This is a genomic window from Neisseria chenwenguii (genome assembly GCF_002216145.1).
Classification (GTDB): Bacteria; Pseudomonadota; Gammaproteobacteria; order Burkholderiales; family Neisseriaceae; genus Neisseria; species Neisseria chenwenguii.
In genome coordinates, this window is the sequence record NZ_CP022278.1 from 854,052 (window position 1) to 877,024 (window position 22,973).

Below are 22,973 nucleotides of genomic sequence, written 5' to 3' on the forward strand. Positions count from 1 at the left end.
AATATTTTTAAGCAAAAATGAGTGAAAAACTGCCTTTGGTTTTAGGGTCGGGTTCGATATTCCGCCGCGCGCAACTGACGCGGCTGGGTTTGGATTTTCAGACGGCCTCGCCCGACTTCGACGAAACGCCGCAAGCGGGCGAAAATGCGGAACAAACTGCGCTGCGCCTGGCCGAGGGCAAAGCCCGTTCGCTGGCTGCGCAATTTCCGCGCGCGCTGGTTATCGGCGCAGACCAAGTGGCATGGTGCGGCGGCCGCCAGCTCGGCAAACCGATGAACGTCGCCGCAGCGCAACAAATGCTTGCTTCGCTCAGCGGCAAACAGATTGAATTTTACAGCGCCGTCGTGCTTTTGAATACCGCCGCCAACCGCATTCAAACCCACGTCGATTACACCGCCGTAACCATGCGCACGCTGACCGACGCGCAAATCCGCGCTTATCTGGCGCGCGAACCCGACGCTGTCTATTGTGCGGGCGCGGCGAAAAGCGAGGGCTTGGGCACGGCGCTGATTGAGGAAATCGACAGCCGCGACCCAAACGCCCTGATCGGTCTGCCGTTGTTCCGACTAATTGATTTTCTGCGCAACGAAGGCGTGGAAATTCTGTAAAGGCCGTCTGAAAATCTAGGCAGGCGCCGTTTTCAGACGGCCTGAAAGGACATCATGAACCCCGTTCTCTACCTCATCCCAACCCCGCTCGGCGCACCCGACACTCCCTGTCTGCTGCCGCACGAACAGGCGCAGATTACCGGCCTGACCGATTTTGTCATCGAAGCGGAAAAAACCGCCCGCGCCCATTTGAAACATCTGGGCATTACCACGCCGATACGCGAGTTAAACTTGCAAACGCTCAACGAACACACCGACAAAAAAACGCTACCCGAGCTGCTAAGCCCCTTGCAAAACGGCCGCAGTATGGGATTGCTCAGCGAAGCCGGCTGCCCCGCCGTCGCCGATCCGGGTGCGGATTTGGTCGCGCTGGCGCACCGCCGCGGTTTTGAAGTCCGCCCGCTGGTCGGCCCCTCCAGCCTGCTGCTGGCCTTGATGGCATCGGGCGCAAACGGACAGAATTTCGCGTTTAAAGGCTACCTGCCGTCTGAAAAAAACGAGCGCATCGCCGCGCTCAATGCGTTGGAACAGCGTTCGCGCCAATGCTGCGAAACCCAGCTTTTCATCGAAACGCCCTACCGCAACGACGCCCTGCTCGCCGACGCCGTTGCCCACCTCCATCCCGAAACCCGCCTCTGCACCGCCTGCGACCTGACACTGCCGACACAGAGCATCATCAGCCAGCCCGTCGCCGCTTGGCGCAAATTGAAAGGGTTGCCGAATCTGAAAAAGCGCCCGACGATTTTTGTATTGCATGCAGAATAAGGAATTGAAAATCCGTACCCATTATTTGCAGACACCATTACCGAAAACAAAAGATGCCGTCTGAAAATTTCAGACGGCATCTTTACTTAATACCGCATCAAGAAACCACTTCGCCTTGCGCGCGCTGTTTTTCAATGCTTTTATTGATGTACCACTGTTGGGCGATGGTCAGCAGGTTATTGACCACCCAGTACAACACCAAACCTGCGGGAAAAAAGAAGAACATGACAGAGAACACAATCGGCATGATTTTCATCATTTTCGCCTGCATCGGGTCGGTCGGCGGCGGGTTGAGGTAGGTTTGCGCAATCATGGTCACAGCCATAATCAGCGGCAGGATGTAATAAGGATCGGTGCGGCTCAGGTCGGTAATCCAACCCAGCCACGGCGCTTGGCGCAGTTCGACCGAGGCAAACAGCGCCCAGTAAAGGCCGATGAACACGGGAATCTGCAACAGCATGGGCAGGCAGCCGCCCAGCGGGTTGATTTTCTCGTCTTTATACATCTGCATCATGGCTTGTTGCAGCGCCATGCGGTCGTCGCCGTATTTGGCTTTCAGTGCTTCCAGTTTGGGCGCGACGGCGCGCATTTTCGCCATCGAGCGGTAAGAAGCGTTGGTCAGCGGGAACAACACGGCTTTGACGATGCAGGTCAGCGCGACAATCGCCCAGCCCCAGTTGCCGATTAGGTTGTGCAGTTGGTTCAGAAGCCAGAACAGCGGCGAGGCAAACCAATGCACTTTGCCGTAGTCTTTCGCCAGTTGCAGATTGTCGGCAACGTCGGCAATCACGCTGGTAGTTTGCGGGCCGGCATAGAGGTTGACCGACATCGTGCCTTTTCCGCCATTGGGAACAGCCGCCATCGGCACGCTCACAGCCGCGCTATACAGATTGTCGCCGCGGCGTTTGATGTCGATGCGACAGTCGCCGGCCGCACAAACGCTCTGCTGCGCACCTTTGGGCTGAAGAATCCAGGTGGACATAAAATGGTGCTCGATCATGCCCAGCCAGCCGGTGTGGGTTTTGCGGACGTAATCAGCTTCGTTTTTGCCGGATTTGGCATCGCTGTCCAAGTCGGAAAACTGCACTTTCTGGAACTCGCCTTCGGGCGTGTACACCACGGGACCGACATAAGACTGGGTAAAATAACCCTGACCTTCGGGCTTACTGCCGTCGCGCACGATGCGGTAGTCGGCGGTCAAGTTGGCGGGCTGCGCACCGGCATTGTTCACGTCGAAACGCACGTTGACCAGATAGCTGCCTTTGGTAAAGGTGTAAACCTTGTCGATTTTCAAACCTTTGGTTTCGGGCGCGGTCAGGCGGACTTCGACTTTGTCGCCGTTGAGGGTGTACTGTTTCTGCGGCGAAGTAAAGGCCACGCCTTGCAGAATATTGTTGCCCTGCGCGTCTAAAAGTTCGGACTGGGCAACATAGGTATATTCTTTGCTGTCGTTAAATAGAACAAACGGTTTGTTGCCGTCGCCGTTGGCTTCGTATTTCAACAGCGTAAGCCGGCGCAAATCACCGCTTTTCTCATCGATAACGGCTTTGACCGTATCGGTCATCACGGTAATCGGCGCAGCGGGCGCCAGCGCGGCTTCGGCCTTTGCGGTTGCCGCGGCGGCCTGCTGCCGTTGCGCGGCTTGCTGTTGCGCCTGCTGCGCGGGCTTCGGCGACGGGAACAGTTTTTCCCAACCCATCAAAATCGCCAAAGCAATGGCAAAAAATGCCATAAGTCTTTTAAAATCCATGAGAATTTCCCAAATTAAACAAGGGGGACAGGGCTTGCGCCGCTGTTTCAGACGGCATTATATAGTAGTCCGTTAAAAATAAAAGGAAACTTAGCCGCCGCCCGTATCCGCCTGCCGGGCGGTTTGATTAAAAACAGGCGCCCGTTTTTTCAGACGGCTCTGCCAACCTACGGTACAGGGTCGTGTCCGCAGCCGCCGAGCGGATGGCAGCGGCAGATGCGTTTGAACGCCAGCCAGCCGCCTTTCAACGCGCCGTATTTTCTCACCGCTTCCAACGCGTATTGCGAACAGGTCGGCGTAAAGCGGCAGCGCGGCGGAATCAGCGGGCTGACTGCATATTGGTAAAACTTAATCAGCGCGAGCAGCAGTTTGGCGGGTAAATCTGCCATTATCGCTTCGCCAGCAGTTGCGCCAGCTGGGCGCGGGCTTCAGCGGCGGTTTCGCGGTTGAACGCGCGCGCGACCCTGACCACAAAATCCTGCGGGGGCAATGTGGCTTTGTTTAAGCGGAACCAGTCGCGCAAGACCCGTTTCATATAATTGCGCTCATGCGCGCGCTTGGCGGTTTTTTTGCTGACCACCAAACCCAGCCGCGCATGATTCAGACCGTTGGCTTCCGAACGGTAAACCTGAAGCATCGCGCTGCTGCGCCGCTTTTTAAACGCAAAAACGGATGAAAAATCATCCGTTTTTAATAAGCGGTAACGCTTGCCGAAACCGTAATCCAAGATTACACAGCCAAACGTTTGCGGCCTTTGGCACGGCGCGCAGCCAATACGGCACGGCCGCCGCGGGTTTTGGAGCGGACCAGGAAGCCGTGGGTGCGTTTGCGTTTGGTAACGGAAGGTTGATAAGTACGTTTCATGATTTTTCCTAAAATTCGGTAGAGAATTAAACCGCAGATTACAACCGATTTTGCCGCTTTTGTCAATCAATATAAAACTTTGCGGCAAAATTTTCCGCGCACCCGCCGCAATGTCCGTCGCGCGCCTGTGGATAAAAATTCTACTGCGGCTGTGGATAAAAATCGGTATAATCGCAAGACCTGTGTATTTCCGCACAACAGGCCGTCTGAAGAAATCAGTTGCGCTGTTTATCCTTCTGATTTTTTGCATTTTTCCCGCCATTTTCTTTTTCAGACGGCCTCACCCTACCCATCTTTCCGACCGTGAGCCGCTCCATGACCTTAGCTGAATTTTGGCCGCAATGCCTGCGCAAACTCCACGATACCCTGCCGCAGCAGCAGTTCCAGCAATGGATTGCGCCGCTGACCGTGGGCGAGGAAGACGGCGCGTGGGTGGTGTACGGCAAAAACCAGTTTGCCTGCAATATGCTCAAATCGCAGTTTGCCGCCAAAATCGACGCCGTGCGCGCCGAGCTGGCTCCGCAGCAGGCGGCGTTTGCGTTTAAAGCAGGCACGGGACGGCATTATGAAATGGCGGAAAGCGCGGCTGATGGAAATGAAAACATTGCCGTGCCGTCTGAAAACAGCGAAGCCAAAAACAACGAAGCCGATGCGCCGAAAGCCGGTATTGCGCACGAGAACAGGCCGTCTGAAACCGAACGCAGCGCCAAACCCGCCGCCAAAAAATCCGCCGCCGACATCGTTGCCGCGCGCTTGAAATCGCTGCCTGCCGAATCGCAGCAGAAAGCCGAACCCGCCGACAGCAAACGCGCGCCGGGCAAAGTCAAAACCGAAGCCAAACGCGAGGCGGAAGAATCGCGCTACAACCAAACCAACCTCTCGTGCGACTACACATTTGAAACGCTGGTCGAGGGCAAGGGCAACCGCATCGCCGCCGCCGCTGCGCAGTCTATCGCGGAAAATCCGGGTCAGAGCTATAACCCGTTTTTCCTCTACGGCAGCACGGGCTTGGGTAAAACCCACCTTGTTCAGGCCATCGGCAACGAGCTTTTGAAAAACAAGCCCGATGCAAAAGTGCGCTATATGCACGCCGACGACTACATCCGCAGCCTGATGGTCGCCGCGCGCACCAACACCTTTGATACGTTCAAACAGCAGTTCAAACAATACGATTTGCTGATTATCGACGACATCCAGTTCATCAAAGGCAAAGACCGCACGATGGAAGAATTCTTCTATCTTTACAACCACTTCCACAACGAGAAAAAGCAGCTCATTCTTACCTGCGACGTTTTGCCCGCCAAAATCGAAGACATGGACGACCGCCTCAAATCGCGGTTTTCATGGGGTTTGACGCTCGAACTCGAGCCGCCCGAACTCGAAATGCGCGTTGCCATTCTTCAGAAAAAAGCCGAATCCGCCAATGTCAGCCTGACCGAAGAAGCTGCGTTTTTCATCGCCAACCTGATACGCTCCAACGTGCGCGAGCTGGAAGGCGCGTTCAACCGCGTCAGCGCCAGCAGCCGATTTATGAACAAGCCCATCGACATCGACTTGGCGCGCGAAGCCTTGCAGGATATTATTGCGGTCAGGCACAAAGTCATTACCGCCGACATCATTATCGACGCCACCGCCAAGTATTACCGCATCAAAATCAGCGACATACTCGGCAAAAAGCGCACCCGCAACATCGCCCGCCCGCGCCAGGTGGCGATGAGCCTGACCAAAGAGCTGACCAATCTGAGCCTGCCTTCCATCGGCGATGCGTTCGGCGGGCGCGACCACACCACGGTCATGCACGGGGTGAAAGCCGTGGCGAAATTGCGCGAAGACGACCCCGAGTTGGCGCAGGATTACGAAAAACTGCTGATTATGATACAGAACTGATGTTCTGATTTTTCAGACGGCCGTGAAACACGGAAAGGCCGTCTGAAAACTAATCCGATACCGACAAAACCAAACAAAATCCAAAGGACTTCCCCATGTTAATTTTACAAGCCGACCGCGACAGCCTGCTCAAACCGCTCCAAGCCGTAACCGGCATTGTCGAACGCCGCCACACCCTGCCCATCCTCTCCAACGTCCTCATCGAAGGCAGCGGCGGGCAGACCAACATCCTCGCGACCGACCTCGAAATCCAAATCAACACCGCAGGCCCCGAAGCCCAATCCGGCGATTTCCGCATTACCACCAACGCCAAAAAATTCCAAGACATCCTGCGCGCCCTGCCCGACAGCGCCGTCGTTTCCCTCGACTGGGCCGACAACCGCCTGACCCTGAAAGCCGGCAAATCCCGTTTCGCCCTGCAAACCCTGCCTGCCGAAGACTTCCCGCAAATGAGCGTCGGCGAAAACGTCAGTGCCTCCTTTTCCCTTACTCAGGAAACCTTTAAAAACATGCTCTCGCAGGTTCAATACAGCATGGCCGTGCAAGACATCCGCTACTACCTCAACGGTCTCCTGATGCAGGTCGAAGGCAACCAGCTCCGCCTCGTCGCCACCGACGGCCACCGCCTTGCCTATTCCGCCGCGCAAATCGACGCCGACCTGCCCAAAACCGAAGTTATCCTACCGCGCAAAACCGTGCTCGAACTGTTCAAACTCCTCAACCAACCCAGCGAAGCCATCAACGTCGAGCTGCTCGACAACCAAGTGCGCTTCCGCTGCAACGACACCGTGATTGTCAGCAAAGTCATCGACGGCAAATTCCCCGACTACAACCGCGTCATTCCGCTCGACAACGACAAAATCTTCGTCCTCTCGCGCACAGACCTTTTAGGCGCACTCGAACGCGCCTCAATTCTCGCCAACGAAAAATTCCGCGGCGCCCGCCTGTTCCTCCAATCCGGCCTGCTGAGCGTCGTCTGCTCCAACAACGAGCAGGAAGAAGCCCGCGAAGAATTAGAAATCGCCTATCAGGGCGGAGAACTGGAAGTCGGCTTCAACATCGGCTACCTGATGGACGTGTTGCGCAACATCCATTCCGACGATATGCAGCTTGCGTTCGGTGACGCCAACCGATCCACGCTGTTTACCGTACCGAACAATCCGAACTTCAAATACATCGTGATGCCGATGCGGATTTAAGCGGTTTTAAAATAAAACAGATGCCGTCTGAAAAATATTTTCAGACGGCATCTGTTTTATTTTGGCTATAGTATTAAATTGCAAGAATAAATCGGAATATTATTTCCAATAGCGTTCACTACTGATAACATTCTCTCATAGTTTAAATAAAACGAAATTTTATTATTAATAGATAATAATGAAATAGGCAAATAGATTTCCAATATTCGGTTTGTGAGGAAGCAGCCTGTGAATATAGCTGCCGCAATAAAGCAAAACCGATTACCCGCAGCCCTGCTGCGCTGCAAACGTCAACCACTGATAAAGGAATACATTATGTCCCAACACAAATGCCCCGTAACCCACCTTACCATGAACAACGGCGCGCCCGTTGCCGACAACCAAAACTCGCTCACTGCAGGCGCGCGCGGTCCATTATTGGCGCAGGACTTGTGGCTGAACGAGAAACTCGCCAACTTCGTGCGCGAAGTGATTCCCGAACGCAGGATGCACGCCAAAGGCAGCGGCGCATTCGGCACGTTTACCGTAACACACGACATCACGCGCTACACCAAAGCCAAGCTGTTCAGCCAAATCGGTAAGAAAACCGAAATGTTCGCCCGTTTTACCACCGTGGCAGGCGAACGCGGCGCAGCAGATGCCGAGCGCGACATCCGCGGTTTCGCCCTGAAGTTTTACACCGAAGAGGGCAACTGGGACATGGTGGGCAACAACACGCCCGTGTTCTTCCTGCGCGACCCGCGCAAGTTTCCCGATTTGAACAAAGCCGTCAAACGCGACCCGCGCACCAATATGCGTTCCGCCACTAATAACTGGGACTTCTGGACGCTGCTGCCCGAAGCCTTCCACCAAGTAACCATCGTGATGAGCGAGCGCGGCATCCCGAAATCCTACCGCCATATGCACGGATTCGGCAGCCACACCTACAGCTTTATCAACGCGCAAAACGAACGCTTTTGGGTGAAATTCCACTTCCGCACCCAACAAGGCATCCAAAACCTGAGCAACGAAGAAGCCGCTGCCGTCATCGCCGAAGACCGTGAAAGCCACCAGCGTGATTTATACGAGGCCATCGAACGCGGCGAGTTTCCGAAATGGACGATGTTCGTGCAAATCATGTCCGAAGCCGATGCCGAAAAAGTGCCGTACCATCCTTTTGATTTGACTAAGGTCTGGCCGAAGAGCGACTACCCGCTGATTGAAGTGGGTGAGTTTGAATTGAACAAAAATCCCGAAAACTTCTTCGCCGATGTCGAACAATCCGCATTCGCACCGAGCAACCTCGTTCCCGGCATCAGTGTTTCGCCCGACAAAATGTTGCAGGCGCGCCTGTTCAACTACGCCGACGCACAACGCTACCGACTGGGCGTGAACCACCACCAAATCCCCGTCAATGCCCCGCGCTGCCCCGTACACAGCAACGCCCGCGACGGACAGGGACGCACCGACGGCAACTACGGCAGCACCATCCATTACGAACCCAACAGTTTCGGACAATGGCAGGAACAGGCGCAATACGCCGAGCCGCCTCTAAAAATCAGCGGCGACGCGGCGCATTGGGACTACCGCCAAGACGATGCCGACTACTTCAGCCAACCGCGCGCGCTGTTTAACTTGATGAACGACAAGGAAAAACAATCCCTGTTTGACAACACCGCCGCCGCGATGGGCGACGCACCCGACTTCATCAAATACCGCCACATCCGCAACTGCTACGCCTGCGACCCTGCCTACGGCGAAGGCATGGCCGCCGCACTAGGGTTAACCGTTGCCGATGCCGTCGCCGCCCGCGCAACCGACCCTGCGCTGGGTCAGGCAGGATTGCTGTAAACGTGGAAAAATGCCGGTTTTCAGACGGCATTTCCGCCGGAAATGATATGAAAGGAAGTAGAAAAATGTGGATGGAAATCGGCGAATGGATTGAATTGATTTGTTCAACAGTTCGAGGCAGAAACGCAGGAGCGGCTAGCCGCTTCCAAGCGGTGTAACCGTACGAACGCCGTTGAACCATAAAATGCCGTCTGAAAAATTATCATGTTTTCAGACGGCATCAATATTTGTACGGTTACGCTTTGCTTGGGGCAAAGCTAACCGTACCTACGCGGACTGAAGCCCAGCCTGTGTCTTTTGGTTTTTCAGGAATTTCACTATATTTTCAGACGGCATCCGTCTATTCAAACGACACAAATTCGCTACGGACAATCTCCAGCCATGCGCGCAGAGCGGGGGCTGGGCGTTGGTGCTTTTTCCACGCCATAGTCAGTTTCCAGCGGATTTCGGGTTCGACCAGCGGCACGGCGGCGAAGACTTCGGGGTTCATTTTATTGGCGTAATACTCGGGCAGCAGGGCGATTCCCATATTGTGTCCAACCATATCGGCGAGCAGATTCCATTGGCTGGTTCGGCAAATTACGTTGGGTGTAAAGCCTTGCTGCCGGCATGCCGTCTGAATGGTTTGGTTGAGTGAAAAACCGGTGCCGAACAGGATAAACGGTTCGTGTTTCAAACTGCGCAGCGTGAAAGCGGATTGTTTGCGCACTTTTTCGCGCGGCATGATGACCATCAGCGGATAGTCGCAAAGGGTAATAAATTCAAAGTCTTCGTGAACGGGAGCAAGCATTTGCCCGACATCGATTTCGTTTTCGCGCAGGGCTTTTCCGATGGCGAGCGAGCCTTCTTCTAAAAAGGAAAGTTGGATTTCAGGCCATTTTTGGTGGAAGCGGGAAAATGAGTTGCCCAATAAATCGCTGCCCAACAAAGTCAAACCGATGCGCAGCGTGCCGCTTTTGATTTGGCGGTAGTCATCGATGCGTTGGAGCAGTAAATCGCGTTCGTGCAATAAATTTAAGGCGTGCTGATAAACTTCGCTGCCAATCGGTGTCAGTTCCATGCGGCGTTTTTTGTGTCCGTTTTCTTTATGAAACAGCGGCACGCCCAATTCGTTTTCGAGCGATTGAATCATTTTGCTGACGGTCGGCTGCGTCAGGTTCAGCGCGGCGGCGGTGTCGGAAAAACTCTGCCGACGCACGAGTTCGACCAAGCAGTGTAGGCTTTTGAAATCCATTATTCTGTTTCTGCATAATTTTGATGTGAATAATTCATATTATGCAAAAAACAAACCGCTATAATCAACGCCTGTTTTTGTTTGCAATTGAATGAGTAGGATTATGAACCGTATTTTTCAGACGGCATTGCAGCTTGTTTTGATTGGTTTGGTGTGGTTTGCTTCAGATGTTGTCGTCAGGTTGGCGCATCTGCCTTTGTCGTCCGGCGTATTGGGTTTGTTTGTGATGCTGGGTTTGCTGTCGACCGGCGTGATTAAAGTTGGCATGGTGGAAAAAGGGGCGAAGTGGGCATTGGGCGAGCTGGTGTTTTTCTTTATCCCGATTATGATTTCCGTGTTGCAATATCGGGATTTGCTGCTTTCCGAGGGCTGGCAGTTGGCGGTAACGATTGTGGTGGGGACGGCTTTGGTGATGGTTTCGACCGCGCTGACGATGATGTTTTGCTACCGCATGAAACGCAAACTGTATAAAAAATATCACGCTTAAAGGGAAGAAAATGGATTGGGTTGCATTATTTTGCTTGGTTTGGACGTGTGTTGCTTATGTAGTGGCAAAAAAACTCTACCGCCGCAAGCCGTTGATGATTTTTTCGCCGGTGGTAACAGTATCGGCCTGCACCATTATTTTGCTGCTGGTTTGCGGCATTTCGTATGATACCTACCACAAATACACGCAGGGCATCGTTTTTCTGCTCACGCCCGTTACCGTCGCGTTTGCCGTGCCGATTTACGAAAACCGCGAGGTTATCCTGCGCCAACTGCCGATTCTGATGGTTTCCATCGTGGTCGGAATGTTTGTCGGCATCTTGAGCGCTTTCGTGATGGCACGCCTGTTCCATTTCAGCGACGAAGTGACCAACAGCCTGATGGCGCGCTCGATTTCCACGCCGTTTGCCGTGGTATTGGCCAACGAAATCCACGGCTCGGCCGCGCTGGTTTCCCTGTTTACCATCATCACGGGTTTTGTCGGCATGATTTTCGGCGACCTGTTTCTCGCCCTGACCCGAATCCGCTTCCGCACCGCCAACGGCGTGGCTTTCGGCAACGCCGCCCACGGTTTTGGTACGTCACGCGCCGGTCAGCGCCACGAAACCGAGGGCGTCATGGCCAGCCTGACCATGATTATCGCGGGGCTGTTTATGGTTTTACTGGGACCAACCATGGTTCATTTGGTGATTTGGATGATGCGCGGGCTGGGCTTTATCTGATGCCCGCAGCCGCCATACACAAGCCGTCTGAAAACCCACATTTTCAGACGGCCTTTTACCATGCCGCAGGGCTGAAATATCCAACAAAATCAGGTATAATAGCGGGCTTCGCAGCCGCATCCGGCTGCCCCGCCGTTTTCAGACGGCCTGACACGGAATTTCTTTAAAATCAAAACCAAAAAGATACGACATCATGACTGAGCAGAAGAAAGAAGAATACGGCGCCGACAGCATTCAGGTGCTTGAAGGTTTGGAAGCCGTCCGCAAGCGTCCGGGTATGTACATCGGCGACACGCAGGACGGATCGGGTCTGCACCATATGGTGTTTGAAGTATTGGACAACGCCATCGACGAAGCGCTCGCCGGCCATTGCGACAAAATCCGCGTGATTATCCATGCCGACAACTCCGTCAGCGTTTCCGACAACGGGCGCGGTATGCCGACGGGCATCCACCCTAAAGAGGGTATTTCCGCCGCCGAAGTTATCATGACCATCCTGCACGCGGGCGGCAAATTCGACAACAACAGCTATAAAATTTCAGGCGGCCTGCACGGTGTGGGCGTTTCCGTCGTGAATGCACTATCCGATTGGGTGACTTTAAATATTTGCCGCGACGGCAAAGAACATTTCGTCAAATTCATCAACGGCGCGCCGGAAAAACCGCTGGCCGTCGTCGGCGATACCGACAAAAAAGGCACCACCGTGCGCTTCCGCGCCAGCGAAGCGACGTTCGGTACGGTCGAATACAGTTTCGACATTCTGGCCAAACGCATCCGCGAGTTGTCTTTCCTGAATAACGGTGTGGACATCGAATTGACTGACGAGCGCGACGGCAAACACGAAAGCTTTGCCTTGTCGGGCGGTGTGGCCGGTTTTGTGCAGTATATGAACCGCAAAAAAACGCCATTGCACGAAAAAATCTTCTACGCGTCGGGCGAAAAAGACGGCATGGGCGTGGAAGTGGCGATGCAGTGGAACGACAGCTATCAGGAAAGCGTGCAGTGTTTCACCAACAACATCCCGCAGCGCGACGGCGGCACGCATCTGACCGCGCTGCGCCAAGTGATGACGCGTACCATCAACAACTACATCGAAGCCAATGAAATCGCCAAAAAAGCCAAAATCGAAACGGCGGGCGACGATATGCGCGAAGGCTTGACCTGCGTGTTGTCGGTAAAACTGCCCGACCCGAAATTCTCATCGCAAACCAAAGACAAACTGGTTTCCAGCGAAATCGGGCCAGTGGTGAACGAAGTTATCAACCAAGCCTTGACTGACTTTTTGGAAGAAAACCCGACCGAAGCCAAAATCATTACCGGTAAAATCGTCGATGCTGCGCGCGCCCGCGAAGCTGCGCGCAAAGCCCGCGAAATCACACGCAGAAAAGGCGTGATGGACGGCTTGGGGCTGCCCGGCAAACTGGCAGACTGTCAGGAAAAAGATCCCGCCCTGTCAGAACTTTACCTCGTCGAGGGCGACTCGGCGGGCGGTTCGGCAAAGCAGGGGCGTGACCGAAAATTCCAAGCCATTCTGCCGCTCAAAGGCAAAATCCTGAACGTCGAAAAAGCGCGTTTTGAAAAAATGCTGGCCAGCCAAGAAGTTGCCACGCTGATTACCGCGCTGGGCGCCGGCATCGGCAAAGAAGAGTTCAATCCCGAAAAACTGCGCTACCACCGCATTATCATCATGACTGATGCTGACGTGGACGGTGCGCACATCCGCACGCTGCTGCTCACCTTCTTCTACCGCCAAATGCCCGAGTTGGTAGAGCGCGGCTACATCTACATCGCCCAGCCGCCGCTCTACAAAGCCAAACACGGCAAGCAAGAGCGTTACCTGCAAGATGAAAACGAAAAAGACCAATGGCTGCTGAGCTTGGCTGTCGATAAAGCCAAAATCGTTTCAGACGGCCGCACCATCGAAGGCGAAACCCTCGCGCAAACCGCCAAACAATTTTTGCAGGCCAAAGCCGTGGTTGCCCAAGAAAGCCGCGTCATCGACGACCTCGTGCTCAACGCCATGCTGCATGCCAAACCGATTGACTTGGCCACCGCCGAAAGTACAGACCGCGCCATCGCCGACCTCTCCGCCCTGTTGGACGAAAAAGAAGTCGCACTCGAACGCATCGAAGGCCACGAAGGCAGCCACTTCATCAAAATCACCCGCAAGCTGCACGGCAACGTGATGATCAGCTACATCGAGCCGAAGTTCCTCAGCAGCAAAGCCTACCAAACCCTTACCCAAACCGCCGCCATGCTCGAGGGCATGATCGGCAGCGGGGCCGTGTTGTTCAAAGGCGAAAACGAGCAAGCCGTCGGCAACTTTGAAGAAGCGCTGGACATCCTGATGGGCGCCGCCCAAAAAGGCATGAGCATCCAGCGCTACAAAGGCTTGGGCGAGATGAACCCCGAGCAGCTTTGGGAAACCACTATGGATCCGAACGTCCGCCGCCTGCTGAAAGTACGCATCGAAGACGCCATCGCCGCCGACGAAGTGTTCGTTACCCTGATGGGCGACGAAGTCGAACCGCGCCGCGCATTTATCGAAAACAACGCACTCGTGGCGCAAAATATCGACGCGTAACACTGCGCAATGAAAAAGGCCGTCTGACACTTCGACTGCGCTCAGTGCAAGAACTTTTATGGACTTCATTTATGGACATCATTCCCGCGCAGGCAGGAATCCAGAAGTTTGAGATAGGTAATGTTTTTAAAACAAAAAGTTGCGTGAATTTCGCCTGCCGGTCCGCCTGTGCAGGAAGAAGGACGCTTATACATTTTCAGGTTTGATTTGTTTGTTTTTTAAAGTCACAGGCCGTCTGAAAAACATTTTTCAGACGGCCTGTGACTTTTTTCACTTTCTTTTCCCGCGCTTCAATCATCCGCCAAATCCACAGTCAAAATTCCATCTTCAATCCGCGCCGCGGCAATGCGCCGCGTTTCCAGCGCGGGGCGGAATTCGGCGAACGCCGCCAGATTCAGGCGCACGGTTTGCTTGGCGGTATCGACCGTCAGCTTTTTCGTGCGGATGCTGCCGAAAATGCCGCCGACCGTTTTCGCCAGCAAAGCCGCGCCCCAGCCCAAATGATAGTCAAACAGCAGATAATCGCCGCCGTGTCCGGCCAGCGTCAAATCCAAATCGGCGAGGTAGCGGGCGCGGATTTTATCCGGCGCAGTTTGCATGAAAGTGATGGTTTTTCCGCTCTGTTTGGCGAACATAGCGGAAATTTCGGCGAGTGTTTTGCGAATCTGCATGGTTGCTGGAATAGAAAAAAGAAGCGATGTTAACACGTCCGCAAGCGAGAGGCCGTCTGAAAAAGCAAGCGTGCCGTTTTCAGACGGCCTCTCGCTTTAATCATAAAAACACCTGAAAACACAATATATTATTCGTTTGAAATATTCCGAAAATCCCCTGCAAAAACCCGTGTTTGCTGTTTCAAAACGCTAAGGTTTTCGCTTACAATACCCGCCGTAAAAGCAACCCGCCCGAAGGATTTTCCATGCAGTATGCCAAAATTTTAGGCACAGGCAGCCATCTCCCCGCCAACCGTGTCAGCAACGACGATTTAGCCAAAAAAGTCGATACTTCTGACGAATGGATTACCACGCGCACGGGCATCAAATTCCGCCACATCGCCGCTGATGACGAAAAAACCAGCGATTTGGGCGCCGCCGCCGCACGCCGCGCATTGGCAGCCGCTAATCTTTCCGCCGACGAAATCGACCTCGTCATCGTCGCCACCGCCACACCCGATATGCAGTTCCCTTCCACCGCCACCATCATCCAGCAGAAACTCGGCATCACCAACGGCAGCCCCGCGTTTGACGTGCAGGCCGTCTGCGCAGGCTTTATGTATGCGCTGACCACTGCCAATGCCTATATCAAAAGCGGCATGGCGAAAAAAGCACTGGTCATCGGCGCAGAAACGTTCAGCCGCATTGTTGACTGGAACGACCGCGCCACCTGCGTTTTATTCGGCGACGGCGCCGGTGCGGTAGTGCTGGGCGCGTCCGACGAGCCGGGCATTATTCACAGCAAACTTCAGGCCGACGGCAATTATCTCGACCTCTTAAAAGTACCCGGCCAGATTGCCGGCGGAAAGATCTGCGGTTCGCCCTACGTTAAAATGGACGGCCCGGGCGTGTTTAAATTCGCGGTCAAAATGCTGGCGAAAGTCGCCGACGACGTGATTCGCGAAGCGGGTTTTACCACCGACAAAATCGACTGGCTGGTTCCGCATCAGGCCAATAAACGCATCATTGACTCTACTGCCAAACACCTGCACCTGCCGTCTGAAAAAGTCATCCTGACCGTACAAGATCACGGCAACACCTCCGCCGCCTCGATTCCGCTGGCCTTAGATGCCGGTATCCAAAGCGGCCAAATCCGACGCGACCAACACCTGCTGCTCGAAGGCATCGGCGGCGGCTTCGCATGGGGCGCGGTTTTGGTGAAATACTGATTCGGCTGTTTAAGCGCAAAAGGCCGTCTGAAAACTTTACTGTATATTGAAAGAAGCGGTTTGGTTTTCAGACGGCCTTTCTTCATCCGCAACATTTGCGTTCTTATTTTACAAAATCCCAAAAGCCGAGACCTTTGCAAAAATCAGAATGGCCGTCTGATACTTTCACGGACGTCATTCCCGCACAAGCGGGAATCCACAGCTAAAACAGGCAATCTTGTTTTAAAATAAGCTTCAGAAAATCAAACGCAGATCCCCTGCGCGGGAATGGCGTCGGTTGAAAAATTAACCGTTTCAGACAGCATCCGGGCGGACGTTTCTTATTTTCACACAATCCCAAATGCCGTCTGAACGGCAAACCGTTGCAGTTTTGCCATTCAGGCAACCCGACTGTTTTATTTCAAAAGCATATTTCGGCATTCGTTGCTATACTTCCATATGTCTTTAACGCAACAATAATTTTGTTGACCATAGCAAAAACGCACACGCTGCGGGCAGCAAAATTCGGGCCGGATATTTCATCCGGCCGTTTGCCTTTAAAAATCAAACGATTCGGCTGTATCCCGACTGACAAGATTGAAACGATAAAAATGAATCCACAATTACATTACGGAACCATCGTCCATTGGTTTGACGCCATGCAGCGCGGTTCGATTATCGCCGACGACTCAGGCCGCCGCTTTTTCGCCGATAAAGCCGCATTGGCCGGCAGCTATCTTTTTCCGAAAACGGGTGACCGCGTCTGTTTTTCCGAAGACAGCTCGAAAGAGCGCCCCACCGCCTGCCAGGTCGAGCTGCTCAAACCCGACTACAAACCTGGCCAGATCCTGCGCATCACTTTGAAAGACTGGGATTTTTCCAAAAACGGCGGTTTCGGCCACGATGAAAATTTTCCCGGCCAGCCCGTGTTCGTCATCGGCGCATTTCTTACCGACCAAAGCCGTATTCCCAAAGTCGGCGACTGCGTCGAAGGCGTATTGCAGCAACACCGCAACGGCCAATGGATGCTGACCGAAGCCGCCATTCAGGCTTACGTTCCGCCCGAATCCGCCGCGCAAACCGTCAGGCCGTCTGAAAAACAGGCCATGCAAAGGCTGTCTGAAAACCTGCAAACCGCACCCGCGCGCTCTGACATTCCCATTCACAAAACGCCCGCCGAAGCCAAAGCCGCGCCGCTGCAATCCGTCGTGCGCGAATCTGCGCCTATGCCCGACGATCCGCTTGTCGAGTATGACGAAGCCGCTGCGCCGCCGGCCAACCGCGTTTTGAACGGAACCATTCTGAATTGGAACGACGAAAAAGGGTTCGGCTTTATCCGCTACGGTGACGAACACCAAAATGCGTTTTTCCACATCAGCGCGTTCCATTACCAATCGCGCCGCCCGAAAAACGGCCAGGCTGTCAGCTTCTACTGCAAGCCGCCCGTCAAAGGCGAGCGCCGGCAGGCTGTGCGCGTGGTTTTACGCGGTGATGAAAACTGTCTGTTCGGCGAACAGAAACCGGACGAAGGAAGCCCCGATATTTTGATTTCCGACCTGCTGACCAAAATTTTCACCGGCGCCGCCTACCTGCTCGCCACAGCTTATTTTTCCTACAAACTGGCCGCCGTTTATCTGGTGTTGAGCGTCATCACGTTTTTCCTCTACCGCGACGACAAACTGACTGCGCAGAAAACCGATAAAAACAGCCGCGCCTACGCCGGCCGCATTCCCGAAAACAAGCTGCACGCCTACGCACTGTTCGGCGGCTGGCCGGGCGCACTCGCCGCGCGCACCGCGTTCAACCACAAAACCCAAAAAGTCCCGTTTGTTTATATTTTTTGGTTTACAATCGCCGTAAATATTGCCATTACCTATGCCCTGCTGATACATTATGCCGATAATCCCATTCTTTCCATCTTGAAAAACTGAGGAATATCATGTCTTTTGCATTTTTCTTTCCCGGTCAGGGCTCGCAGAGCCTCGGCATGATGAACGGCTTCGACGGACAAGCCGTCGTAAAAGCCACGTTTGACGAAGCTTCCGCCGTACTCGGCCAAGACCTGTGGGCGATGATCAACGGCGAAGACGCCGAAATCATCGGCCAAACCGTCAACACCCAGCCGATTATGCTAGCCGCCGGCGTCGCCACCTACCGCGCCTACCTCGAAACAGGCGGCAAAGCACCCGCCGTTGTCGCAGGGCACAGCCTCGGCGAATACACCGCCCTCGCTGCCGCCGGTGCATTGGATTTCGCCGATGCTGTCAAACTTGTGCGCCTGCGCGCCGAACTGATGCAGTCCGCCGTTCCGCAAGGCGTCGGCGCAATGGCCGCCATCTTGGGATTGGAAGACGAACAGGTGAAAACCATCTGCGCCGACACCGCGCAAGGCGAAGTGGTGGAAGCGGTTAACTTCAACTCGCCCGGCCAAGTCGTTATCGCAGGTAACGCCGCCGCCGTAGAACGCGCGATGGAAGCGGCCAAAACCGCCGGAGCCAAACGCGCCCTGCCGCTGCCCGTTTCCGTGCCTTCGCATTGCAGCCTGATGAAACCTGCTGCTGACAAACTGGCCGAAGCGCTGCAAAACGTCGAAATCAAAACCCCGCAAATCCGCGTTGTCCACAATGCCGACGTCGCCGCCCACTCTGACGCCGCGCAAATCAAAGACGCGCTGGTGCGCCAGCTTTACAGCCCCGTGCGCTGGACGGAAACCGTCAACGCCCTCGTTTCGGACGGCATTACCGAATCCGCCGAATGCGGTCCCGGCAAAGTGCTGGCAGGCTTGGCAAAACGGATAAACAAAGAAGCAGTCTGCACCGCGCTCACCAATTCCGAGCAGCTCGCCGCATTTATCGAAGCGCATCCATAAAAACTTTCAGACGGCCTTGTTTTGACGACAGGCCGTCTGAACGCACCTACACTTCAAAAAAACCGATTTGTCATCAAGCACGCGCTATGAAAAAAACCGTCATTCTCGCCATGCCCCACATTTACGGCTTCGACCAACAAATCGAAAACAATCTCCGCTTTCACGGCTTCGACGTCATCAATCTCTGTTACGACGACCGCGACTCGCGCTACCCGCATTTCGGCTGCCGGCTGCTGAGCACTTACCACAAAATCGTTACCAAAGATAAAAACTACAAAAAAACGCTGAAATATCTGCCTTTTCAGCCGGACATTCGTGCAAAACTCGCTTCATTGGGCGGACGGAAGGCCGATTACGCCCTCTGCATCCATTCCGACATCTACCCCAAAGAAATCATCGCCCAAATCCGCGAACACAGCGAAGTCTGCGTCAACTACCAATGGGACGGCATAGGCCGTTTTCCCGAAATCCTCCAATACCTGCCTTATTTCGACCAATGCTGGGTATTCGACCCCGAAGACGTCAAACGCTACCCCGAATGCCGTCTGAAAGCCACCACCAACTTCTTCTTCGACCTCCCCGTTGAAAGCAGCCTGCCCAACGATGCCCTGTATTTTCTCGGCGGCTACGAATCCCGCCGCGAAGAGCGTACCAAACTCTTTATCGAAGAAGCCCGCCGGCTCTGCATTCCGATGGATTTCCACATCTACTGCAAAGACGACCGTGCCCGCCGTGTTTTCGGTATCGACGGCATCACCTACCTCGACCGCTCCACCGCCTTGAGTTACGAAGAAAATATGGAAAAAGCCAAAAGCGCCAAAGCCATCGTCGATTTCGCCCAATTCGACCACTACGGCCTGTCGTTCCGCGTATTTGATGCCCTGCGTTTTGAGAAAAAACTCATTACCACCAACCAAACCGTTGCCGATACCGACTTCTACGATCCCGACAACATCTTCATCTGGACAAGCAACACCTTAGACGACCTCAAAGACTTTTTCAGACGGCCTTACCGCCCCGTGCCGTCTGAAATCAAACAGCAATATTCCTTCAAACATTGGGCATACCGGCTGCTCGGCATCCCGCTGCAAACCGCAGAAACCGAGTAAGGCCGCGCCATGAACGACCGCAAACCGACCATTGTTTTGGGAATGCCCGCCGACAACCAAATCCACAAAACCATCGAGTCCGCCCTGACTTATCACGGTTTCGATGTCATCAACATCGCCGTTGACGGCCAAGAATTCCGCTACCCCTCGTTTGCCTCCCGCCTGAGCGTCAAAATCAGGCAGGCTTTGGGCGACAAACACGCCAAACGCCGCCTGAAATCCCGACTGCTGACCGAATCGTTCGAACAGCAGCTCGACGCAGCGGGCGGCAGCGCAGATTATGCCCTGTTTATCCGCGGCGACACCTACACCCCCGAATTTCTGCAAGACGTCAAACGGCGCGTGCGCGGCAATACGGTCAACTACCAATGGGACGGCATGAGCCGCTTCCCCAATATCCGTGACTGCGCCGCCCTGTTCGATAAATTCTACGTTTTCGACCCTGCCGACATCAGGCCGTCTGAAAACTACCTGCCCGCCACCAATTTCTATTTCGACCACAACATCAACCTCCCCGAGACCCCGCCCAACGACATCTACTTCGTCGGTTTCCATATGGAACCGCGCCGCGCCGCCATTACCGCGTTTGCCCGCGAAACCGAAAAACTCGGTCTGAAAACCGACCTCGCCATCGGCGGCCTCGACATGTCCGAAGCCGAGCTGCGCCGCCTCTATCCCGAAAACATCCGCACCTTCATCGGCATCCGCCGTTTCGAAGACAACCTCAAAGCCGCACAACAGGCCGAAATATTGGTCGATTTCAAAACACCGGCACACAACGGCCTCTCATTCCGCCCGTTTGAAGCCCTCGGCTACCGCAAAAAACTCATCACCACCAACGCCGGAATCAAAAAATACGACTTCTACCACCCCGACAACGTATTTGTCTGGGACGGCGAACACCTCGACGGCCTTACCGAATTTATAGCACGCCCTTTACACGAATTCCCGCCCGAAATCTATCAAAAATACAGCTTCGGCAACTGGATTAACTACATTCTCGACATCGAACCGCATCAGAAAATCAGTTTGCCCGAATAAACAGCCTCAGGCCGTCTGAAACGCCTCATGAAAAAAACCGTCATCCTCGCCTGCCCGTATCTTTACGGTCTCGACCGCTGCATCGAAACCAACCTGCGTTTCCACGGCTTCGAGGTCATTAATCTTTGCTACAACAACCGCGATTCCTACTATCCCAGCCCTTTCAGCCGTCTGAAAAACCTGTATCACAAATACATTACTCATGACGGCAATTACAAAAAAGCCTTGCGCTTCAGCCGCTATCAAGCCGACATCAACCGCAAACTGATGGCATTGGGCGGCCGAAAAGCCGAGTATGCCCTCTGTATCCGCGCCAACATTTACCCCAAAGAAATCATTGCCCAAATCCGCGCGCACAGCGAAACATGCATCAACTACCAATGGGACGGTATCGACCGTTTTCCCGATATTTTCGACTACCTGCCCTATTTCGACCGCTTTTTCGTCTTCGACCGCCAAGATGCAGAAAAATACCCGCAATACGGTTTTCAGACGGCCACCAATTTCCATTTCGACTACCCGCTGCCGGAAACCGCAAACACATCGGGCGGTATCTACTTTCTCGGCGGCGACGACCCCAGCCGCGCCGCCGAAATTCTCAGCTTTATTGCAGCCGCACGCCGTCTGGATCTACCGCTGGATTTCCACATTTACAGCAAAAACGGCCGCGCCTGCCAAGTCTTCGGCGATGAAGGCATGACTTATCTTGACCGCAGCAGCATTTTAAGCTTCGAGCAAAACCTGCAAAAAGTTCAGACGGCCTCTGCCGTAACCGACTTTGTCAGCGCCGACCATCAAGGCTTGTCGTTCCGCATTTTCGATGCCATGTGTTACCGTAAAAAACTGATTACCTCCAACCCGCAGGTCGTGGCTTACGATTTTTACCATCCCGACAATATTCTGATTTGGGATAATGAAGCGGAAAGCAAACTGGCTGATTTCCTTACCCGCTCCTATCACGAGTTGCCGTCTGAAATTTACGCCAAATACGGTTTTCGCAACTGGCTGCATTACCTGTTGGATATTCCGCCTTATCAGCCGTTGGATTCCGCCTAGACAGAAAGGCCGTCTGAAAGAAACATCCGTTCCCGTTTCAGACGGTCTTTCCCCACAAAATTAGATTAAAAAACCTATTTATGCTATAAAGCCGTCTGAAGATCAACCATCAAAAAGGATTCATCATGAGCACGCAAGACCTGAGCGGCAAAATTGCCCTAGTAACCGGCGCATCACGCGGTATCGGCGCAGCGATTGCCGACACACTGGCTGCGGCCGGCGCAACGGTTGTCGGCACGGCAACCTCTGAAAGCGGCGCGGCGGCCATCAGCGAGCGTTTGACGCAATGGGGCGGTCAGGGGCGCGCGCTGAATGCGGGAGAAGAAGGCAGCATCGAAGCGCTGATTGCCGACATTGAAAAAACATTCGGCAAACTGGATATTTTGGTCAACAACGCCGGCATTACCCGCGACAACCTGTTGATGCGCATGAAAGAAGAAGAATGGGACGACATCATGCAGATCAACCTGAAATCAGTGTTCCGCGCGTCTAAAGCAGTGTTGCGCGGCATGATGAAACAGCGCGCCGGCCGCATCATCAACATCACATCGGTTGTCGGCGTAATGGGCAATGCCGGCCAAACCAACTACGCCGCCGCCAAAGCGGGCTTAATCGGTTTTTCCAAATCGCTGGCACGCGAAGCCGGCAGCCGCGGCATCACGGTCAACTGCGTGGCGCCGGGCTTCATCGACACCGACATGACCCGTGTCCTGCCTGAAGAAACGCGCAAAATGTTTGAAGCGCAAACTTCGCTGGGCAAATTCGGCGACGCGCAAGACATCGCCGATGCGGTTTTGTTTTTGGCAAGCGACCAGGCGAAATACATTACCGGCCAAACGCTGCACGTCAACGGCGGGATGCTGATGCCGTAAGATTAGAAATAATTCCGAAGTGTATTATTTTTGCAAAGGCCGTCTGAATGTTTACTTATTCAGACGGCCTTTTTATTAGATAAAACATTATCCTGCGGTGTTTCTTGCTATAATCGAAACGCCGTTTGCGTGAATGACTTCTGCATTTTTCGGCGATTTTTTCAGACGGTCTGAGCTTTTTGGAAAATCAAAAAACAGACGGTTGGATGCCGCCTGAAAAAGGGAAAACCCGCTACAGA

The 22,973-nt window shown here is 54.0% G+C and carries 21 protein-coding genes; 15 read left to right on the plus strand and 6 right to left on the minus strand.

From position 1 onward, the window contains the following. The first annotated feature begins 17 nt into the window (after positions 1-17). Together BG910_RS04135 and BG910_RS04140 are read left to right on the plus strand one after the other, a co-directional pair. Positions 18-608: a Maf family protein gene (locus tag BG910_RS04135; protein ID WP_089035756.1), complete on the plus strand. Its 591-nt coding sequence runs from the start codon at positions 18-20 to the stop codon at positions 606-608. Positions 609-662: 54 nt separating this feature from the next. Then, the gene (locus BG910_RS04140; protein WP_089035757.1) at positions 663-1,373 is read left to right on the plus strand and encodes an SAM-dependent methyltransferase; all 711 of its coding nucleotides are present in this window, start codon (positions 663-665) and stop codon (positions 1,371-1,373) included. Positions 1,374-1,470: 97 nt separating this feature from the next. Here BG910_RS04140 and yidC read toward each other — a convergent pair whose 3' ends face one another. The 4 genes from yidC to rpmH form a co-directional block, all read right to left on the minus strand. Next, entirely contained in the window at positions 1,471-3,123 is a 1,653-nt protein-coding gene (yidC, locus tag BG910_RS04145) for a membrane protein insertase YidC (protein WP_089035758.1), read from the minus strand. Positions 3,124-3,290: 167 nt separating this feature from the next. Then, positions 3,291-3,512, minus strand: coding sequence for a membrane protein insertion efficiency factor YidD (yidD, locus tag BG910_RS04150; RefSeq protein ID WP_089035759.1), 222 nt, complete (start codon positions 3,510-3,512; stop codon positions 3,291-3,293). Then, entirely contained in the window at positions 3,512-3,850 is a 339-nt protein-coding gene (gene rnpA / locus BG910_RS04155) for a ribonuclease P protein component (protein WP_089035760.1), read from the minus strand. Before rnpA ends, yidD begins: the two co-directional genes overlap by 1 nt. Positions 3,851-3,852: 2 nt before the next feature. Then, entirely contained in the window at positions 3,853-3,987 is a 135-nt protein-coding gene (gene rpmH, locus BG910_RS04160; protein WP_002214728.1) for a 50S ribosomal protein L34, read from the minus strand. A 315-nt stretch (positions 3,988-4,302) separates the two neighbouring features. On the opposite strand from rpmH, the gene dnaA reads away from it, so the two are divergent. The 3 genes from dnaA (at position 4,303) to BG910_RS04175 (ending at position 8,903) form a co-directional block, all read left to right on the plus strand. After that, positions 4,303-5,874: a chromosomal replication initiator protein DnaA gene (dnaA, locus tag BG910_RS04165; RefSeq protein WP_089035761.1), complete on the plus strand. Its 1,572-nt coding sequence runs from the start codon at positions 4,303-4,305 to the stop codon at positions 5,872-5,874. A gap of 95 nt (positions 5,875-5,969) precedes the next feature. Next, positions 5,970-7,073, plus strand: coding sequence for a DNA polymerase III subunit beta (dnaN, locus tag BG910_RS04170; RefSeq protein ID WP_089035762.1), 1,104 nt, complete (start codon positions 5,970-5,972; stop codon positions 7,071-7,073). Positions 7,074-7,388: 315 nt separating this feature from the next. After that, positions 7,389-8,903 (plus strand): catalase, encoded by a 1,515-nt coding sequence (locus BG910_RS04175; protein WP_089035763.1) that lies wholly within the window; start codon positions 7,389-7,391, stop codon positions 8,901-8,903. A 340-nt stretch (positions 8,904-9,243) separates the two neighbouring features. On the opposite strand, the gene BG910_RS04180 is transcribed toward BG910_RS04175, so the two are convergent. Next, complete coding sequence (locus BG910_RS04180; protein WP_089035764.1) at positions 9,244-10,137, minus strand: LysR family transcriptional regulator; 894 nt, start codon at positions 10,135-10,137, stop codon at positions 9,244-9,246. A 103-nt stretch (positions 10,138-10,240) separates the two neighbouring features. On the opposite strand from BG910_RS04180, the gene BG910_RS04185 reads away from it, so the two are divergent. The 3 genes from BG910_RS04185 to gyrB all read left to right on the plus strand — a co-directional run bounded on the left by BG910_RS04185 (position 10,241) and on the right by gyrB (position 13,929). Continuing rightward, positions 10,241-10,624: a CidA/LrgA family protein gene (locus tag BG910_RS04185; protein WP_232462236.1), complete on the plus strand. Its 384-nt coding sequence runs from the start codon at positions 10,241-10,243 to the stop codon at positions 10,622-10,624. A gap of 10 nt (positions 10,625-10,634) precedes the next feature. Further along, on the plus strand, positions 10,635-11,345 hold the full coding sequence (locus tag BG910_RS04190) for an LrgB family protein (protein ID WP_089035766.1): 711 nt from the start codon (positions 10,635-10,637) through the stop codon (positions 11,343-11,345). Between the two features lie 193 nt (positions 11,346-11,538). Next, positions 11,539-13,929 (plus strand): DNA topoisomerase (ATP-hydrolyzing) subunit B, encoded by a 2,391-nt coding sequence (gene gyrB, locus BG910_RS04195; RefSeq protein ID WP_089035767.1) that lies wholly within the window; start codon positions 11,539-11,541, stop codon positions 13,927-13,929. Between the two features lie 290 nt (positions 13,930-14,219). Here gyrB and BG910_RS04200 read toward each other — a convergent pair whose 3' ends face one another. Continuing rightward, positions 14,220-14,600: a hypothetical protein gene (locus BG910_RS04200; RefSeq protein ID WP_089035768.1), complete on the minus strand. Its 381-nt coding sequence runs from the start codon at positions 14,598-14,600 to the stop codon at positions 14,220-14,222. 245 nt (positions 14,601-14,845) lie between these two features. Between BG910_RS04200 and BG910_RS04205 the strand changes: the two genes are divergently transcribed. From BG910_RS04205 to fabG, 7 genes are all read left to right on the plus strand, one after another. Beyond that, on the plus strand, positions 14,846-15,808 hold the full coding sequence (locus BG910_RS04205; protein ID WP_089037133.1) for a beta-ketoacyl-ACP synthase III: 963 nt from the start codon (positions 14,846-14,848) through the stop codon (positions 15,806-15,808). Between the two features lie 590 nt (positions 15,809-16,398). Then, a complete protein-coding gene (locus tag BG910_RS04210; protein ID WP_157694021.1) occupies positions 16,399-17,718 on the plus strand; it encodes a DUF1294 domain-containing protein in 1,320 nt (439 codons plus the stop codon). An 8-nt stretch (positions 17,719-17,726) separates the two neighbouring features. Next, positions 17,727-18,656 carry an ACP S-malonyltransferase gene (fabD, locus tag BG910_RS04215; RefSeq protein ID WP_089035770.1) on the plus strand — a complete coding sequence of 310 codons (930 nt, stop codon included), beginning with the start codon at positions 17,727-17,729 and terminating at the stop codon, positions 18,654-18,656. An 86-nt stretch (positions 18,657-18,742) separates the two neighbouring features. Further along, positions 18,743-19,765 carry a hypothetical protein gene (locus BG910_RS04220; RefSeq protein WP_089035771.1) on the plus strand — a complete coding sequence of 341 codons (1,023 nt, stop codon included), beginning with the start codon at positions 18,743-18,745 and terminating at the stop codon, positions 19,763-19,765. A 9-nt stretch (positions 19,766-19,774) separates the two neighbouring features. Further along, on the plus strand, positions 19,775-20,806 hold the full coding sequence (locus BG910_RS04225; protein ID WP_089035772.1) for a hypothetical protein: 1,032 nt from the start codon (positions 19,775-19,777) through the stop codon (positions 20,804-20,806). A 27-nt stretch (positions 20,807-20,833) separates the two neighbouring features. Continuing rightward, positions 20,834-21,862, plus strand: a complete 1,029-nt coding sequence (locus tag BG910_RS04230; RefSeq protein WP_089035773.1) for a CgeB family protein — start codon at positions 20,834-20,836, stop codon at positions 21,860-21,862. Positions 21,863-21,987: 125 nt separating this feature from the next. Further along, complete coding sequence (fabG, locus tag BG910_RS04235; protein ID WP_089035774.1) at positions 21,988-22,734, plus strand: 3-oxoacyl-ACP reductase FabG; 747 nt, start codon at positions 21,988-21,990, stop codon at positions 22,732-22,734. Positions 22,735-22,973 lie beyond the last annotated feature (239 nt).

Excerpts from the sequence above, each read along its gene's own strand:
- BG910_RS04135 (WP_089035756.1), top strand. The coding sequence starts at position 18 with ATGAGTGAAAAACTGCCTTTGGTTTTAGGGTCGGGTTCGATATTCCGC.
- BG910_RS04140 (WP_089035757.1), top strand. The coding sequence starts at position 663 with ATGAACCCCGTTCTCTACCTCATCCCAACCCCGCTCGGCGCACCCGAC.
- yidC (WP_089035758.1), bottom strand. The coding sequence starts at position 3,123 with ATGGATTTTAAAAGACTTATGGCATTTTTTGCCATTGCTTTGGCGATT.
- yidD (WP_089035759.1), bottom strand. The coding sequence starts at position 3,512 with ATGGCAGATTTACCCGCCAAACTGCTGCTCGCGCTGATTAAGTTTTAC.
- rpmH (WP_002214728.1), bottom strand. The coding sequence starts at position 3,987 with ATGAAACGTACTTATCAACCTTCCGTTACCAAACGCAAACGCACCCAC.
- dnaA (WP_089035761.1), top strand. The coding sequence starts at position 4,303 with ATGACCTTAGCTGAATTTTGGCCGCAATGCCTGCGCAAACTCCACGAT.
- dnaN (WP_089035762.1), top strand. The coding sequence starts at position 5,970 with ATGTTAATTTTACAAGCCGACCGCGACAGCCTGCTCAAACCGCTCCAA.
- BG910_RS04175 (WP_089035763.1), top strand. The coding sequence starts at position 7,389 with ATGTCCCAACACAAATGCCCCGTAACCCACCTTACCATGAACAACGGC.
- BG910_RS04180 (WP_089035764.1), bottom strand. The coding sequence starts at position 10,137 with ATGGATTTCAAAAGCCTACACTGCTTGGTCGAACTCGTGCGTCGGCAG.
- BG910_RS04185 (WP_232462236.1), top strand. The coding sequence starts at position 10,241 with ATGAACCGTATTTTTCAGACGGCATTGCAGCTTGTTTTGATTGGTTTG.
- BG910_RS04190 (WP_089035766.1), top strand. The coding sequence starts at position 10,635 with ATGGATTGGGTTGCATTATTTTGCTTGGTTTGGACGTGTGTTGCTTAT.
- gyrB (WP_089035767.1), top strand. The coding sequence starts at position 11,539 with ATGACTGAGCAGAAGAAAGAAGAATACGGCGCCGACAGCATTCAGGTG.
- BG910_RS04200 (WP_089035768.1), bottom strand. The coding sequence starts at position 14,600 with ATGCAGATTCGCAAAACACTCGCCGAAATTTCCGCTATGTTCGCCAAA.
- BG910_RS04205 (WP_089037133.1), top strand. The coding sequence starts at position 14,846 with ATGCAGTATGCCAAAATTTTAGGCACAGGCAGCCATCTCCCCGCCAAC.
- BG910_RS04210 (WP_157694021.1), top strand. The coding sequence starts at position 16,399 with ATGAATCCACAATTACATTACGGAACCATCGTCCATTGGTTTGACGCC.
- fabD (WP_089035770.1), top strand. The coding sequence starts at position 17,727 with ATGTCTTTTGCATTTTTCTTTCCCGGTCAGGGCTCGCAGAGCCTCGGC.
- BG910_RS04220 (WP_089035771.1), top strand. The coding sequence starts at position 18,743 with ATGAAAAAAACCGTCATTCTCGCCATGCCCCACATTTACGGCTTCGAC.
- BG910_RS04225 (WP_089035772.1), top strand. The coding sequence starts at position 19,775 with ATGAACGACCGCAAACCGACCATTGTTTTGGGAATGCCCGCCGACAAC.
- BG910_RS04230 (WP_089035773.1), top strand. The coding sequence starts at position 20,834 with ATGAAAAAAACCGTCATCCTCGCCTGCCCGTATCTTTACGGTCTCGAC.
- fabG (WP_089035774.1), top strand. The coding sequence starts at position 21,988 with ATGAGCACGCAAGACCTGAGCGGCAAAATTGCCCTAGTAACCGGCGCA.